Annotated in this window: 14 protein-coding genes and 1 pseudogene; 10 read left to right on the top strand and 5 right to left on the bottom strand. The window is 65.3% G+C overall.

The features are described from left to right. Window positions 1–43 precede the first annotated feature (43 nt). Together B4K74_RS05335 and prfB are read left to right on the top strand one after the other, a co-directional pair. Complete coding sequence (locus B4K74_RS05335) at window positions 44–2428, top strand: penicillin-binding protein 1A (protein WP_286692090.1); 2385 nt, start codon at window positions 44–46, stop codon at window positions 2426–2428. A gap of 77 nt (window positions 2429–2505) precedes the next feature. Beyond that, window positions 2506–3628 (top strand): peptide chain release factor 2 gene (prfB, locus tag B4K74_RS05330; RefSeq protein ID WP_123286678.1). Its coding sequence is split into 2 segments (ribosomal slippage): window positions 2506–2574 and window positions 2576–3628, totalling 1122 coding nucleotides; the frame shifts between segments, so codons are not numbered across the junction. Window positions 3629–3680: 52 nt separating this feature from the next. Here prfB and B4K74_RS05325 read toward each other — a convergent pair. The 4 genes from B4K74_RS05325 to tyrS all read right to left on the bottom strand — a co-directional run bounded on the left by B4K74_RS05325 (window position 3681) and on the right by tyrS (window position 7338). Next, window positions 3681–4259 (bottom strand): bactofilin family protein, encoded by a 579-nt coding sequence (locus B4K74_RS05325; RefSeq protein WP_241153142.1) that lies wholly within the window; start codon window positions 4257–4259, stop codon window positions 3681–3683. Then, the gene (locus B4K74_RS05320) at window positions 4249–5394 is read right to left on the bottom strand and encodes a M23 family metallopeptidase (protein ID WP_286692071.1); all 1146 of its coding nucleotides are present in this window, start codon (window positions 5392–5394) and stop codon (window positions 4249–4251) included. Before B4K74_RS05320 ends, B4K74_RS05325 begins: the two co-directional genes overlap by 11 nt. 212 nt (window positions 5395–5606) lie before the next feature. Then, a complete protein-coding gene (bcp, locus tag B4K74_RS05315; protein WP_286692070.1) occupies window positions 5607–6071 on the bottom strand; it encodes a thioredoxin-dependent thiol peroxidase in 465 nt (154 codons plus the stop codon). 10 nt (window positions 6072–6081) lie between these two features. Then, a complete protein-coding gene (tyrS, locus tag B4K74_RS05310; RefSeq protein WP_286712026.1) occupies window positions 6082–7338 on the bottom strand; it encodes a tyrosine--tRNA ligase in 1257 nt (418 codons plus the stop codon). Between the two features lie 75 nt (window positions 7339–7413). Here tyrS and B4K74_RS05305 point away from each other — a divergent pair, with 75 nt between their 5' ends. After that, window positions 7414–8043 (top strand): DOMON-like domain-containing protein, encoded by a 630-nt coding sequence (locus B4K74_RS05305; RefSeq protein WP_123286674.1) that lies wholly within the window; start codon window positions 7414–7416, stop codon window positions 8041–8043. After that, window positions 8040–9242: an exo-beta-N-acetylmuramidase NamZ family protein gene (locus tag B4K74_RS05300; protein ID WP_286692068.1), complete on the top strand. Its 1203-nt coding sequence runs from the start codon at window positions 8040–8042 to the stop codon at window positions 9240–9242. The genes B4K74_RS05305 and B4K74_RS05300 overlap by 4 nt, the downstream gene beginning before the upstream one ends. Before the next feature lie 6 nt (window positions 9243–9248). On the opposite strand, the gene B4K74_RS05295 is transcribed toward B4K74_RS05300, so the two are convergent. Next, complete coding sequence (locus B4K74_RS05295; RefSeq protein ID WP_286692067.1) at window positions 9249–9899, bottom strand: alpha/beta hydrolase; 651 nt, start codon at window positions 9897–9899, stop codon at window positions 9249–9251. Between the two features lie 160 nt (window positions 9900–10059). On the opposite strand from B4K74_RS05295, the gene B4K74_RS05290 reads away from it, so the two are divergent. The 6 genes and pseudogenes from B4K74_RS05290 (at window position 10060) to B4K74_RS05265 (ending at window position 14583) form a co-directional block, all read left to right on the top strand. Then, window positions 10060–10554 (top strand): Rrf2 family transcriptional regulator, encoded by a 495-nt coding sequence (locus B4K74_RS05290; protein WP_286692066.1) that lies wholly within the window; start codon window positions 10060–10062, stop codon window positions 10552–10554. Continuing rightward, window positions 10551–11675, top strand: a complete 1125-nt coding sequence (locus tag B4K74_RS05285; protein WP_286692065.1) for a cysteine desulfurase family protein — start codon at window positions 10551–10553, stop codon at window positions 11673–11675. The genes B4K74_RS05290 and B4K74_RS05285 overlap by 4 nt, the downstream gene beginning before the upstream one ends. Continuing rightward, entirely contained in the window at window positions 11675–13141 is a 1467-nt protein-coding gene (gene sufB / locus B4K74_RS05280; protein WP_286692064.1) for a Fe-S cluster assembly protein SufB, read from the top strand. Before B4K74_RS05285 ends, sufB begins: the two co-directional genes overlap by 1 nt. Before the next feature lie 98 nt (window positions 13142–13239). Further along, window positions 13240–13539, top strand: coding sequence for a GIY-YIG nuclease family protein (locus tag B4K74_RS05275; protein WP_286692063.1), 300 nt, complete (start codon window positions 13240–13242; stop codon window positions 13537–13539). Between the two features lie 628 nt (window positions 13540–14167). Further along, a pseudogene (gene sufC, locus B4K74_RS05270) lies at window positions 14168–14284 on the top strand (Fe-S cluster assembly ATPase SufC); the annotation flags it as partial. A gap of 38 nt (window positions 14285–14322) precedes the next feature. Next, a complete protein-coding gene (locus B4K74_RS05265) occupies window positions 14323–14583 on the top strand; it encodes a hypothetical protein (RefSeq protein WP_123286667.1) in 261 nt (86 codons plus the stop codon). The last annotated feature ends 3 nt before the right edge of the window (window positions 14584–14586 follow it).

Raw genomic sequence — 14586 nt, 5'->3', positions numbered from 1 at the left:
CCTGTCGGAGTGAGCGGTGAAGATAGCCGAACGTTGGTTCGTGATGGCGGGTATCGGCCTTTTGGGCGCGATTGCCCTGGCTGGCCTGGTGGTCACCGTTTACGCGGCGTGGCTTTTCCATGACCTGCCTGATGCGACCGAGCTGGCCGATTACCGGCCGGCGACGGCCACGCGCGTTTATGCCGGTGACGGCACCCTGATCGGCGAGTTTTCCGAAGAACGCCGAATCTATGTGTCCTACGACCAGATCCCGCCCGTCGTGATCCAGGCGTTTCTGGCCGCCGAAGACCGGAATTTCTTCAGCCACGGCGGCGTCGATGTCTCGGGCCTCGGCCGGGCCATGTTCAAGAACATCTTCAACGTGGCGACCGGGCGCAGGCTTGAGGGTGGATCGACCATCACCCAGCAGGTCGCCAAGAACATCATGCTGACCAATGAGACCAGCGTGAACCGCAAGCTGAAGGAGGCCATCCTTTCCAGCCGGCTTGAGGCGACTCTCAGCAAGGAACAGATCATCGAGCTGTACCTGAACGAGATCTATCTGGGCTATCGGTCGTATGGCATCGCTTCGGCGGCCTACAACTATTTCGGCAAGTCGCTGGAGCAGCTGACGCCTGAAGAAGCCGCCTTCCTCGCGGCCCTGCCCAAGGGACCGACCAACTATCACCCTAAACGCTATCCCGAAGCCGCAAAGGCCCGGCGCGACTGGGTTCTCGGCGAGATGGCCGACAACCGGGCCCTGACGCAGCAGGAGCTGGCTGCCGCGCGCGCCAAACCCCTGATCACCCAGGACGCGCCGATGCGGGCCCAGTACCGCGACGCCGACTATTTCGTGGAAGAAGCTCGCCGCCGGGCCATTGCCGAATACGGTGCCCAGGCCATCAATGCAGGCGGCTATTACCTGCGCACCACCCTTGATCCGACCCTCCAGACGGCCGCCCGCAACGCCCTGATGACCGGGCTGGAGGCCTATGATCGCCGCCACGGCTGGCGCGGCCCCTGGGGCACCACAGACTTCGCAGACGGCTGGCAGGAGGAGGCCCGGAAGAAAACCACGCCCCCTGAACGGCGGAACTGGCAGGCGGCGGCGGTCGAGAGCGTATCGGGCAACACCGTTCGCATCCGTCTGGCCGTCAGTGACGGTGTTGGCGCTCTGGTCCCGGCAGATGCCGCCTGGGCCAATGCCAACAAACGGCTGCAGCGGGGCGACCTGATCTTTGTCGAGCCGCGTGGCGACCAGTTCGCGCTGAAACAAATTCCGGCCGTCAACGGCGCCCTGGTTGCCATCGACCCCCAGACCGGCCGGGTACTGGCCATGGTCGGCGGCTACTCCTACGCCCTGTCCAGCTTCAACCGCGCGACCCAGGCCCGACGCCAGCCCGGCTCGGCCTTCAAGCCGATCGTCTATGCCGCCGCGCTGGAGGGCGACTTCACCCCGGCCTCGATCGTACTGGACGCGCCGATCAGCTTTGCCGGTGGTCCGAACGGCACCCGCTGGACGCCAGAAAATTACAGCCGCGAATATTATGGCCCGCAGACCCTGCGCCGGGGGCTGGAGCTGTCGCGCAACGTCATGACCGTCCGGCTGGCCGATCAGGTCGGTATGCGCAAGATCGTCGATCTGGCCGAGAGCATGGGTGTGGCCGACGACCTGCAGCCCAATCTGTCGGTGTCGCTGGGGGCGGGCGAGACCACGCCCTATGACCTCACCGCCGCCTATGCCGCCTTCGTCAACGGTGGACGCCGGATCGAACCCTATCTGATCGAACTGATCCAGGACCGGAACGGCGAGACCGTTTTCAACGCCGAGAGCCGCGCCTGCCGTGAGTGCAGCCGGGGTTTCAGCGGTCAGGAGTCGCCGCGTCTCGAGCCGCGCGGCGAACAGGTCATCGACCCCATCACCGCCTATCAGGTCAGTTCGATGCTGGAAGGCGTCATCCAGCGCGGCACCGGCGCCAGCGCCCGTGGCCTTGGCCGCTGGGTCGGGGGCAAGACCGGCACCACCAATGAATACCGTTCGGCCTGGTTCGTCGGCTTCACGACCGACATCGTCGTGGGCGTCTTCATCGGCTTTGACGACAACCGCCCCATGGGACGGGGCGAGACCGGTGCGGCGACGCCCGTGCCCATCTTCAATGCCTTCATGCAGGAAGCCCTCAAGGAGTATCCGGCGCGGCCTTTCCTCAAGCCCCGGCATGCCGTCTTCCGCACGGTGAACGGCATCGAGGAAGCCTTCCGGCCCGGCACCGAGCGCCGCATCCCCGAGCCCACGCGTGAGCCCGAAACGCCGACGGGGCCGCAGAACTACAACGACATCATCCGGCGCGAGCAGGAAGAAAAGACGCGTCAGGAGGCCACTGCGCCCCCGGCCACCACGCCGCCTCCGCCCAAGAAGGAACCGGCAGAGGACTTGAGCGGGCTCTACTGACCCTCTAGGTACGCTGCTTGTCGCGCATCCGGCCTCACGGTCGGGTGCGCCTTTTCATCAGATCGCAGGAGTAGGCGATGAGAGCGGATGTCGAGGCCTTGAAGGCTGACATCGAGCAGAGCGTGGCTCTGCTCAGGAGGCGTCTTTGACTGGGATGTCGCCCTACGGAAACTGGATGAGCTGAACGCCCGGGTCGAGGACCCGACCCTGTGGGATGACCCCGACCAGGCCCAGGCCGTCAGCCGCGAACGCTCGCAGCTGGAAGCCCGGATCGGCACGGTGCGCGAGATGGAGACCGGTCTGGAAGAGGGCATCATGCTCTCGGAAATGGCCGATGAGGAAGACGACGAGGCCACCTATCAGGAAGCCGTCGCATCCCTGAAGACCATCAAGGACCGCGCCGCGCGCGCCGAGCTGGAAGCCCTGCTGTCCGGCGAGGCGGACGGCAATGACGCCTATCTGGAAGTGAACTCCGGCGCCGGTGGCACCGAGTCCAATGACTGGGCTGGCATGCTGCTGCGCATGTACAGCCGCTGGGCCAAGGCCCACGGCTATGAAGTCACGATCGAGGCCGAGGAGTCCGGCGAGCAGGCAGGAGTCAAATCGGCCACCCTCCTGATCGAGGGGCCCAATGCCTATGGCTGGCTGAAATCGGAATCGGGCGTGCACCGGCTGGTGCGCATCAGCCCCTATGACGCGGCGGCCAAGCGCCACACCAGCTTCGCCTCGATCGGGGTATCGCCCGTCGTGGATGACACCATCGAGATCGACATCAACCCGGCCGATGTCCGTACCGACACCTATCGGGCCTCCGGCGCCGGCGGTCAGCACATCAACAAGACCGACTCGGCCGTCCGCCTGACCCACGTACCGACCAACACCGTCGTGGCCTGTCAGGCCGGCCGATCCCAGCACCAGAACCGCGAACAGGCCTGGAAGATGCTGCGCGCCCGTCTGTACGAACTGGAACTGCAAAAGCGCGAGGCCGCGGCCCAGGCCTTGGCCGACGCCAAGACCGACATCGGCTGGGGCCACCAGATCCGTTCCTACGTCCTGCAGCCCTATCAGATGGTCAAGGACCTGCGGACCAATGTCGAAACCTCCGACACCGACGGCGTGCTGAACGGTGACCTCGATGCCTTCATGGGCGCGGCCCTGGCCGCCCGGGTGGGCGAGACCCGCGACGGCGCCGACAGCTGATACGAAAAACGGGGCCGCAAGGCCCCGTTCAACGTCATGTCGAAATCGTCTGTTAGTTCGACGACATGTCGATCCGTTGCGGTGTTTCGGCCTGGGGCACCGGCTGCGGGGCCTGGGCGGCGACGGCGGGCTGGGCCGACGGGCGCGGGGCCGAGGCCGGCGCGGCGTTTCGGCTGCCCTGGATGCAGCGGCCCTGGAAATAGGCGCCGATGTCGATCGACAGCTGTTCGGCGGTGATGTCGCCGTCGACGTAGGCGGTGGAGATCAGCTTGACCTGCTTGCCCGAGACGGCACCGACGATCCGGCCGCGCACCTCGACATAGTCGGCATTGACGCTGCCTTCGATGGCGCCGGTCTCGCCGACAATCAGGCGACCGACCTTGACGTCGCCCTTGATCTGGCCGTCGACCTGCAGGTCGCCCGAGCCCGAGATATTGCCTTCAAACCGCAGGTCCGCCGACAGGGTCGACAGATTGCGGCCCGACGACTGCTGTTGCGGCGCGGGCTGGCGCGGCTGGGACGAGGGGGCCTGTGCCGCCTGCGATGCCTGGGGCGCCTGCGGCATGTCGGGCAGCGGCGGGATCGACGGCACCGACGACGGCTTGGCGGGGGACTTCGACTTATTGAACAAGATAATCTCCGGCTTTCATGAAGCGGGCTGGATTCTGGGCGCGGCCGTTCATCCAGACCTCATAGTGCAGGTGCACACCGGTCGACCGTCCGGTCGAACCCATGGCCCCGATTCTTTGGCCCAGCGCGACCCGCTGCCCGATTTGAACGGACGCCGAGTTGAGATGGGCATAGCGCGTCTTGAAACCGCCTCCGTGGTCTATCTCAACGGTGTTGCCATACCCTGAACGAACGCCAACAAAAGACACCACCCCCGGCGCGGTCGAATAGATCGGCGTATTCAGCGGCGCGGCAAAGTCCTGACCCTGATGCAGGGCAGGGCGACCGTTGAACGGATCGAACCGCACGCCAAAGCCCGAGGTCGTGCGCGCCTGGGTCGGCCGGGCAAACGGCAGGCCGCCGGACGCGTCGGTCAGGGCGCGCATATCGCCCAGATTGCTGGTCGCGCTGAGGATGCGGGCGGCGAACGGCTCATCCACATCCAGAATGGCCGCCAGCGCGCTCGGATCGTCCGCCTGGATCAGCGGTCCGCCCAGCGACGTGCCCTGTCCGATGTAGGCGGCGGGGTTCAGGCCGGCCAGCCGGAACGCCAGCCGCAGCCGCTCGGCGCGGGTCTCGGCAAACTGTTCGGCGCGGGCGATCAGACGCTCCTGATCCATGCGCACCGCGGCCATGCGCTCGACCGGCGTGCGGCTGTCGGAGTCGCTCATGACGACGGGCTGCAGCTCCAGCTCGGCGCCGTCCACGCCGCGGAAGGTGCCCATGACCTGGGTCAGGGCGGCGTGGCGCCGCTCGACCATCTGGGCCATTTCTTCCAGCGAGCCGGTGCTGGCGGTCATCCGCACCACGGCGGTCTCCAGCCGGGCCTGCAGGTCGGCATTGACGCGTTCGGACGTGGCGCGGGCCTGGGCCACGGCGCGTTCGGCCTGACTGACGCCGATCATGTCGAGGATAAAGCCGCAGCTGGCGATCGCGCCCCAGCAGATCAGCACTACGGCCATCGCGCCCATCAGGATCTGACGCCGGGCCGTCAGGGCGTAGGCCTGAACCTCATCGCCCGTGCGAAGATAGATGTATCGGACAGGAAACCACCGCTTGAGCCATCCTGTCCGGGTCGTTTCTGCCTCGTCGCGCATACGCTACACCCCCGAACGCACGCTTTATGCGCCAGCGACGGTGAAGCTTCAACCCTGTTAGGGAAGCATTAACCCTCTTTGGAATCGTATTCGGAGAATAACGCTGCTCGGCAAGACTGGATTTCGCCTGTCACGCGAACCGCGAATCTGGCTTTCGGTGACGACCCGTCAGCTCTCGGACAGTTGTCGGTCCCGCAGGCCGGACTGCGAATCTACAGGCTGCGAACAGCTTGCAGAACCTCCTCGGCATGGCCCTTGACCTTCACCCGGGGCCACTGGTGGCGGATCACGCCCTGGGCATCAATCAGGAAGGTGGCGCGCTCGATGCCCATATAGGTCCGGCCGTACATCGACTTTTCGACCCAGGTGCCGAATGCCGCACAGACGCTCTCATCCTCGTCCGCCGCCAGGGTGACGGTCAGGTCGTGCTTGGCCTTGAAGTTCGACAACTTCTTCACCGTGTCCTTCGACACGCCGATCACCCGGGCTCCTGCTGCGGTAAACTCGTCCATCAGCGCCGAGAAGTCCTTGCCCTCGGTCGTGCAGCCGGGCGTGTCCGCCTTCGGATAGAAGTAGAGCACATAGGGCCGGCCCTTCAGCGCCCCGTCACTGACCCGGTCCCCGTCGGCGGTCGGCATGTCAAATGCCGGAACGGGTTTGCCTTCAAGCTCGGACATCTGCGTCTCCTCAGACAGGTCTCACCAGAACGATCTTCTTCTTGCCGGCGGCCAGTTTCAGGACACCGTCTGCATTGATATCCGCCGCCTCGATCAGGCGGGCTCCATCGGCAACCGGTTCATCATTGAGCCGCAGCCCGCCACCCTGGGCCAGACGCCGGGCCTCACCGTTGGAGGCCGTCAGGCCGGCCCGCGTCGTCACGGCCGCGATCATCGCTCCAATCACCTCGTCCTGCGGCAGCTCAACCGTGGGCAGGTCCGCAGACAGCGTGCCCCGCTCGAACGCGCCCTCGGCCGCAGCGCGCGCCTTGTCCGCCTCGCCGGCGCCGTGCAGCATGGTCGTTGCGGCATCGGCCAGAGCCTTCTTGGCGTCGTTGATGGCCGCGCCGTCCAGCGCTTCCAGCCGCGCGATCTCGTCCAGCGGCAGGTCGGTGAACAGGCGCAGGAATTTGCCCACATCCGCATCATCCACATTCCGCCAGAACTGCCAGTAGTCGTACGGGCTCAGCTGCTCGGCGTTCAGCCACACCGCACCCTGGGCCGTCTTGCCCATCTTGCCGCCTGATGCCGTGGTCAACAGCGGCGTGGTCAGGCCAAAGGCGGCCTTCTGGTCCACCCGCCGCACCAGATCGACACCCGAGACAATATTCCCCCACTGATCCGAGCCGCCCATCTGCAGCGTCACATTCAGCCGCCGGTTCAGCTCCAAAAAGTCCACCGACTGCATCAGCATGTAGTTGAACTCGAGGAAGGTCATCGGCTGCTCGCGTTCAAGCCGCAGTTTGACCGAGTCAAAGGCCAGCATGCGGTTGACCGTGAAATGGGTGCCGTAGTCCCTCAGGAACTGGATGTAGCCATAGGTCGACAGCCAGTCGTCATTGTCGATCATGACCGCATCGGTCGGCCCGTCGCCGAACGTCAGGAATTTCTCGAACACCGTGCGGATCGAGGCGATGTTCGACTGGATCGTCTCGTCGGTCAGCTGGGGCCGCGAGGCATCCTTGCCGGTCGGATCGCCGACCTTGGTCGTGCCGCCGCCCATGACCACCACGGGGCGATGCCCGGCCTGCTGCAGCCGGCGCAGCATCATGATCTGGATCAGCGAGCCGACGTGCAGGCTGGGGGCCGTCGCGTCAAACCCGATATAGCCCGACACCACGCCCGACCGCGTTGCCGCATCCAGCTCGTCCGGATGGGTGATCTGGTGGATATAGCCGCGATCCCGCAGCGTCTTGAGAAAGTCGGACTGAAAGGCGTGATCGGTCATGGGGCTTAAGGCTTGGCGGGAAAGGGAAGGGGCGTGTAGCACGGACATCTGGCTAGGCGAACCGAGCGCGCAACCATGATCCTGAATGCTGCCCTGTCCGCCTTCGGTGCGTCCGGCTTTCATAACTCGGAAGCGATCACGGTTGAGTTCGATATCGAAGGGCGGAGCTGGATCCATGTCAGCTTTCGGCTGAGCGGTTTCGGAGGCCAGGTCGTGCTTCCGGAATGGCTGGACTCGATTGCAGCCACCCATGCTCGGCGAAGCGCTGACTATGCGGCAGCCTTTGTCGCAAACAGAAATGGCAAGAAGGCAAACCCGCTGACGGCGTCGGACCCTGATCTTGGGCGAGCCGACGGGCTTTGGCGCACGACCTGCTTTGAGGTCTTCGCGCAGCTTCGTGACGGCAGCTACGCCGAATTCAACATCTCGCCCTCAGGGCAGTGGGCTGCCTACCACTTCAGCAGCTATCGTGAAGGGGGGGGGAACCTTGATGGTCATGTCCAGGTGATCCGGTCGGAACAGGCAGGTGGCGCGTTCGAGCTGGACGCCATCCTCCACTGGCCCGAATGGCCCCACATTGATCGCATCGCCCTCTCCGCCGTGATCGAGGCGAGCGATGGCTCGCTCAGCTACTGGGCGCTGGCGCATCCGTCGGATAAGCCCGACTTTCATCATCCCGACTCGTTCGTGCTGGAGCTCTCATGAAGACCGGTCTCGACCGCCTGTTGTCCGAACCGGACCTGCGTACCCCGCTCAAGGGCCGGCGCGTGGCCCTGCTGGCCCATCCGGCCTCGGTGACCGAGGACCTGACCCATGCCATCGACGCCCTGGTCGCCTGCCCGGACATCGACATCACCGCCGCCTTCGGTCCCCAGCACGGCATGAAGGGCGACCTGCAGGACAATATGATGGAGAGCCCGGACTATCGCGATCCGGTGCACGGCTTTCCGGTGTTCAGCCTGTATGGCGAGGTCCGCCGTCCGAAGGACGAATGGATGGACACCTTTGACGTCATCCTGATCGACCTGCAGGACCTTGGCTGTCGCATCTACACCTATGTGACGACCCTGCTGTATGTGCTGGAGGCGGCGCAGAAGCACGGCAAAACGGTGTGGGTGCTGGACCGCCCCAACCCCGCTGGCCGCCCGGTCGAGGGCACCCTGCTTCAGCCCGGCTATGAGAGTTTCGTCGGGGCCGGCCCCATGCCCATGCGCCACGGCCTGACCATGGGCGAGCTGGGCCACTGGTTCATCGACCATTTCAAGCTCGGCGTGGACTACCGCGTCATCGAGATGCAGGGCTATGCCATTGACGCCGCGCCCGGCTACGGCTGGCCGCTGCTGGAGCGGGCGTGGATCAACCCCAGCCCCAATGCGCCGACGCTCAGCATGGCCCGCACCTATGCCGGCACAGTCATGCTGGAGGGCGCCACCCTGTCCGAAGGGCGCGGCACCACCCGCCCGCTGGAACTGTTCGGCGCCCCCGACATCGACGCCCGCGCCGTGATTGCCGAGATGCAGCGCCGAGCCCCCGACTGGCTGACCGGGTGTACCCTCCGCGAAATGTGGTTCCAGCCGACCTTCCACAAACACGTTGGCCAGCTGTGCCACGGGGTGCAGATCCATGTCGAAGGCCCGCACTATGACCACGCCGCCTTCCGCCCCTGGCGGGTCCAGGCGCTGGGCTTCAAGGCCATCCGCGCCCTTTATCCCGACTACGACCTGTGGCGGGATTTTCCGTACGAATATGCGTTCGGCAAGCTACCGATCGATGTGATCAACGGCGGCCCGTCGCTCAGGGAGTGGGTGGACGACGCGGGAGCCGAGGCGGGCGACCTCGACGCCATCGCCACGCCGGATGAAGCGGCGTGGGCGGAAACGCGCAAGGCCTTCCTGATCTACTGAGCGGCCTTATGCCGGCCGTTCTTCCAGTCGCTTGTCCAGATAGGCGGCGACGCGGCGGTCGACAGCGTCGATATGGTCCTGCCAGAAGTGGGTGGCCCCGTCCTCCAGCTCATAGTCGATGACGATGCCCTTCTGGGTGCGCAGCTTGTTGACCACGCGCTCGACCTCGACCGGCGGCACGATGGTGTCGGCTGTCCCGTGCAGGAACAGGCCAGACGCCGGGCAGGGGGCCAGGAAGGAAAAATCATAGATGTTGGACGGCGGCGACACCGAGATGAAGCCGTCGGTCTCGGGACGGCGCATCAACAGCTGCATGCCGATATAGGCGCCGAACTGATAGCCGGCGACCCAGGTCTGGCTGGCGGCGGGGTTCTCGCTCTGCAGCCAGTCCAGCGCGGTGGCGGCGTCCGCCAGCTCGCCGATGCCCGAGTCGAACTCGCCCTGCGACTTGCCGACGCCCCGACTGTTGTAGCGCAGGGTGGCAAAGCCCCGCTGCTGGAACAGCTGGAACAGCGTCACCACCACCGGATTGTTCATATGGCCGGCGGCCTTGGGGTGCGGATGCAGGATCAGCGCGATCGGGGCATCGGGGCGCTTGCCGGGGGAGTAGCGGGCTTCGAGACGACCGGAGGCACCCGGCAAAATCACTTCAGGCATGTGTCTTCAAACCATCCGGTTCAAAAGGTCACAGCAGGCCGAGGAATACTTGACTGCTGTAGTGGGACTTTCTAAGTGCCGGTACCCCATGGGCGCGGCGGCGAAGGCGCGGGTTCTAACATACCTCGTCGCCTCTGCGCGGTATTTTTGAAGGTGCGGGATGCGACTGTCGACGAAGGGACGCTATGCGGTGATGGCGATGGCCGATCTGGCCCGCAACGGTCGTGCGCTCGACGGGTCTGACCGCTCTGTCTCCCTGTCCGAAATCGCCCAGCGGCAAGAGATTTCCCTCAGCTATCTGGAACAGCTGTTCGCCCGCTTGCGCCGCTGCGGACTGGTGAATAGCGTACGCGGGCCCGGTGGCGGCTATCGTCTGGCCAAACCGGCGGACGAGACGGTCGTCGCCGATATCGTGCTGGCCGTCGATGAGCCGATCCGCGCCACCCGCTGCGTCGCCCACGCCTCGCCGCGCGGCTGCATGGCCTCGGGCGAGCGCTGCATCACCCATAACCTCTGGGAAGACCTCGGCGCCGAGATTCACGCCTATCTGGCCGGGGTGTCGCTGGAAGATGTGGTCCTGAACCGCACCGGCAGCCGCCGTCGTGTTGCCTGCTCTCCGTCTGTATCCGCGCCCGGCGTGGGAGCCGCCGCATGACCGTCTATCTCGACTATAACGCCTCCGCCCTGATCCGGCCCGAGGTCCAGGCCCTGGTCACCCAGATCATGGCCGAGGGTGGCAATCCCAACGCTGTCCACGCCCGGGGCCGCCGCGCCCGCGCCCATATCGAGACCGCCCGCGCCCGCGTCGCCGATCTGGTCGGGGTCGACACCAGCGCGGTGATCTTCTCTTCCGGCGGCACTGAGTCGAACGCCCAGGCGCTCGCCAGCGCCATCGCGGCGGGCTGTGAGCGGCTGATCGTTTCGGCCACCGAACATCCCTGCGTCGCCGAGACCGCGGCCATGTCGTCGGTCCCGGTCGAGACCCTGCCGGTCGATGCCAACGGTCAGGTCGATCTGGAATGGCTGGCCGGGGCGCTGAAACGTCCGGGCCGGGCCATGGTCGGCATCCACCACGCCAATAACGAAAGCGGCGTCCTTCAGCCGATCGCCGAGGCCAGGGCGCTGGTCGCCGCCGCCGACGGCTGGCTGCACGTCGATGCCATCCAGTCGGCGGGCAAGATCGCGGTCTCCATGGCCGACCTGGCCGCAGACTCCCTGACCCTGTCCGGGCACAAGCTGGGCGGACTGCAGGGCGTCGGCGCCCTGGTGCTGGCCCCGGGCCGCAGCGCCGTGCGCATCCTGCACGGCGCGGGGCAGGAGCGCGGCCTGCGCGCCGGCACCGAAAATGTCCCCGGCATCGCCGCCTTTGGTGTGGCCGCCGAATGCGCCGCGCGTGACCTCGCGCACGACCATAGCGCCTGGCGCGACGCCGCCGCCGAACGCCTCAAGGCCGAGGGCGCGGTGGTGGTAGGCGAGGGCGCGCCGCGCCTGCCCAACACCCTGTTCGTCGCCACGGACGGCTGGGACAGCCCGCAACAGTTGATCAGCCTCGACCTCAAGGGCGTCATGGTCTCGGCGGGTAGCGCCTGTTCCTCGGGCAAGACCAAACCGTCGAAAACCATGGTCGCCATGGGGCTGGAGCCGCTGGCCACCTTCGCCATCCGCGTCTCGGGCGGCTGGGGCACGGTCGAGAGCGACTGGCAGACCTTTGCCGACGCCTGGTGCGAGGCCCGCGCCCGCCTGCGCGCCCGCCAACCCGTCGGGGAGATCGCCTGATGGCCGCCGTCAAGGAAACCGTCGACGCCGTCGCCGCGCTGGAAAAATACGCGCATGGCTTCACAAGCGACATCGACACCGAATACGCCCCGCGTGGCCTGAATGCCGACATCGTCCGTTTCATCTCGGAGAAAAAGGGCGAGCCGGACTGGATGCTGGAGTGGCGCCTGGCCGCCTATGAGCGCTGGTTGGCCATGGAGGAACCCACCTGGGCCTCGGTCAAATATGAGCCGGTCGACTATCAGGAGCTGTTCTACTACGCCGCGCCGAAAAAGAAGGAGGGGCCGAAGAGCCTCGACGAGGTCGATCCCGAACTGCTGGCCGTCTACGAAAAGCTGGGCATCCCGCTGAAGGAACAAGCCGTGCTGGCCGGCGTCGAGGGCGCGCCGCGTTACGCGGTCGACGCCGTGTTCGACAGCGTCAGCGTGGTCACCACCTTCAAGGCCGAGCTGGCCAAGGTCGGCGTCATCTTCATGCCGATCTCCGAGGCCCTGCGTGAATACCCCGATCTGGTGCGCCAGTATCTGGGCTCGGTCGTGCCCGTCTCGGACAACTATTTCGCCGCCCTGAACAGCGCGGTCTTTTCGGACGGCAGCTTCGTCTACATCCCGCCGGGCGTGCGCTGCCCGATGGAGCTGTCGACCTATTTCCGCATCAACGCCAGCCAGACCGGCCAGTTCGAACGCACCCTGATCATCGCCGACAAGGGCAGCTATTGCTCCTATCTGGAGGGCTGCACCGCCCCGATGCGCGACGAGAATCAGCTGCACGCCGCCGTGGTCGAGCTGGTGGCGCTGGACGACGCCGAGATCAAATATTCGACCGTCCAGAACTGGTACCCCGGCGACGCCGAGGGCAAGGGCGGCATCTACAACTTCGTCACCAAGCGCGCCGATTGTCGCGGCGACCGGTCCAAGGTCAGCTGGACCCAGGTCGAGACCGGCTCGGCCGTCACCTGGAAATATCCGTCCTGCATCCTCAAGGGCGAGGAGAGCTCGGGCGAATTCTATTCCATCGCCATCACCAACGGCCACCAACAGGCCGACACCGGCACCAAGATGATCCACCTCGGCAAGAATTCGAAAAGCCGGATCATCGCCAAAGCCGTCTCGGCCGGGAAGTCGGACTCGACCTACCGCGGCCTGGTCTCGGTGCACCCCAGGGCGACCGGCGTGCGCAATTTTACCCAGTGCGACAGCCTGCTGATCGGCAAGGACTGCGGCTCGCACACCATCCCGTACATTGAGGCCAAGAACGGCTCGGCCCAACTGGAGCACGAGGCGACCACCACCCGCCTGTCCGACGACCAGCTGTTCTATGCGCAGCAGCGCGGCCTGTCGGAGGAAGAAGCCGTGGCCCTGCTGGTCAACGGCTTCGTCCGCGACGTCATGCAGAAACTGCCGATGGAGTTCGCCGTCGAGGCCCAGAAGCTGGTGGCGATCTCATTGGAGGGAAGCGTTGGCTAATCATCACTCCCCGTCATCCTCGGGCTTGTCCCGAGGACCCATAGTGGACCAGGCTGTATCCTATGGTGAGAGAACGCCCGTTCATCGCGACCTACATCATGACCAACGCACCCTATGGAACGCTCTATGTCGGTGCGACCAGCGACCTTTACGCCCGCGTCGGGCAGCACCGTATCGGGGCGGTCGAGGGCTTTACGAAGAAGCACGGCCTGAAACGACTGGTCTGGTATCAGCCCTTCGAGCGGATCACCGACGCCATCCAGAAAGAGAAATCGCTGAAGCGGTATCTGCGCGACTGGAAGATCAATCTGATCGAACGGGACAATCCACACTGGGAGGACCTGTCGCTGGCCTGGGATCGATCCCCCGTGTGGAAACATGGGCCGGAAGAAACGTAACCCAAACTCTCCGTCACCCTCGGGCTAGTCCCGAGGGCCTATCGTTCCGGCGGGCCCATGGGTTGAGTTTGGCACGATCCATCAAGCCCACGCGGCCCGGCGCAGAGATTACTGACCCATGGGTCCTCGGGACAAGCCCGAGGATGACGGGTTCTGGGATGGCGATCAGCCTTGAAGGGAGCGTGGGGTGAGTGAGCGAGCAAAGGGGCGGACGTTTGTCGCAAGAGATGTCGCTATCGCGTCACTGGCATCTCTGATCATTGGGTTGGGTCTCGGTCAATGCGTAGCGCAGTCGAACTTTGAAGCGGCGCTTGTGACTGACCAGCGAGTTACGGCCGTCGATCCGGTACTCTCCTCAGCCTACGAGTCTGCAGAAGCAGAAGCGCGAGCTGCAGCTGAAACCGCTACGATTGCTGCGCGCGAGGCGGCGGCAATGACCCCCTATAGACCGTCCACTGCGCCAGCACCTCCGGCCACCTTCCGAGGCTATGACTGCACCGTAGACTGTTCAGGGCATGAGGCGGGCTACGAGTGGGCTGCGGAGCACGGCATCACCGAGCCCGACGATTGTGATGGACGGAGTAACTCCTTCATTGAGGGCTGTATGGCTTGGGCCGAGGAAAACTGAATGCTCACCATCTCCAACCTCCACGTCTCTGTCGCCGACACCCCGATCCTCAAGGGCCTGACGCTCGACGTTCCGGCGGGCGAGATGAACGCGGTCAGGGGGCCGACGGTTGGGGGCCACTATGATAAGGTGCTGCGTCACCGGAGGACTGTCTGATGGAAACCATAGCCATTCCCTTTGATGCTGACGCTGCGGATCGTCTGAAGCGTGCGGCGGCCGAGATCGGCATGTCGCTCGAAGAGTTCATTGCCTCGGCGGCAGAGCAGGTTGCCGCCGACCATGAGGGGCAGGCCGGGGCCTCGCTGACCGAAGAGCAGGCGGCTTCCATAAGGCGTGGACTGGAGGATGTTGCGGCCGGTCGTCTCTATGATCATTCAGAGGTCTTTGATGAGCTCAAGGCCCGCTACAAGCGATGAGGC

Source organism: Brevundimonas sp. UBA2503 (assembly GCF_002341485.1).
GTDB classification, from domain to species: domain Bacteria; phylum Pseudomonadota; class Alphaproteobacteria; order Caulobacterales; family Caulobacteraceae; genus Brevundimonas; species Brevundimonas halotolerans.
The sequence above is the reverse complement of the archived record's forward strand: the minus strand, read 5'-3'. Positions and strand labels throughout refer to the sequence as shown.

What these genes read in the sequence shown, in the direction of transcription:
- B4K74_RS05335 (WP_286692090.1), top strand. Translation starts at nt 44, where the DNA reads ATGGCGGGTATCGGCCTTTTGGGCGCGATTGCCCTGGCTGGCCTGGTG.
- B4K74_RS05320 (WP_286692071.1), bottom strand. Translation starts at nt 5,394, where the DNA reads ATGCGCGACGAGGCAGAAACGACCCGGACAGGATGGCTCAAGCGGTGG.
- bcp (WP_286692070.1), bottom strand. Translation starts at nt 6,071, where the DNA reads ATGTCCGAGCTTGAAGGCAAACCCGTTCCGGCATTTGACATGCCGACC.
- tyrS (WP_286712026.1), bottom strand. Translation starts at nt 7,338, where the DNA reads ATGACCGATCACGCCTTTCAGTCCGACTTTCTCAAGACGCTGCGGGAT.
- B4K74_RS05305 (WP_123286674.1), top strand. Translation starts at nt 7,414, where the DNA reads ATGATCCTGAATGCTGCCCTGTCCGCCTTCGGTGCGTCCGGCTTTCAT.
- B4K74_RS05300 (WP_286692068.1), top strand. Translation starts at nt 8,040, where the DNA reads ATGAAGACCGGTCTCGACCGCCTGTTGTCCGAACCGGACCTGCGTACC.
- B4K74_RS05295 (WP_286692067.1), bottom strand. Translation starts at nt 9,899, where the DNA reads ATGCCTGAAGTGATTTTGCCGGGTGCCTCCGGTCGTCTCGAAGCCCGC.
- B4K74_RS05290 (WP_286692066.1), top strand. Translation starts at nt 10,060, where the DNA reads ATGCGACTGTCGACGAAGGGACGCTATGCGGTGATGGCGATGGCCGAT.
- B4K74_RS05285 (WP_286692065.1), top strand. Translation starts at nt 10,551, where the DNA reads ATGACCGTCTATCTCGACTATAACGCCTCCGCCCTGATCCGGCCCGAG.
- sufB (WP_286692064.1), top strand. Translation starts at nt 11,675, where the DNA reads ATGGCCGCCGTCAAGGAAACCGTCGACGCCGTCGCCGCGCTGGAAAAA.
- B4K74_RS05275 (WP_286692063.1), top strand. Translation starts at nt 13,240, where the DNA reads ATGACCAACGCACCCTATGGAACGCTCTATGTCGGTGCGACCAGCGAC.
- B4K74_RS05265 (WP_123286667.1), top strand. Translation starts at nt 14,323, where the DNA reads ATGGAAACCATAGCCATTCCCTTTGATGCTGACGCTGCGGATCGTCTG.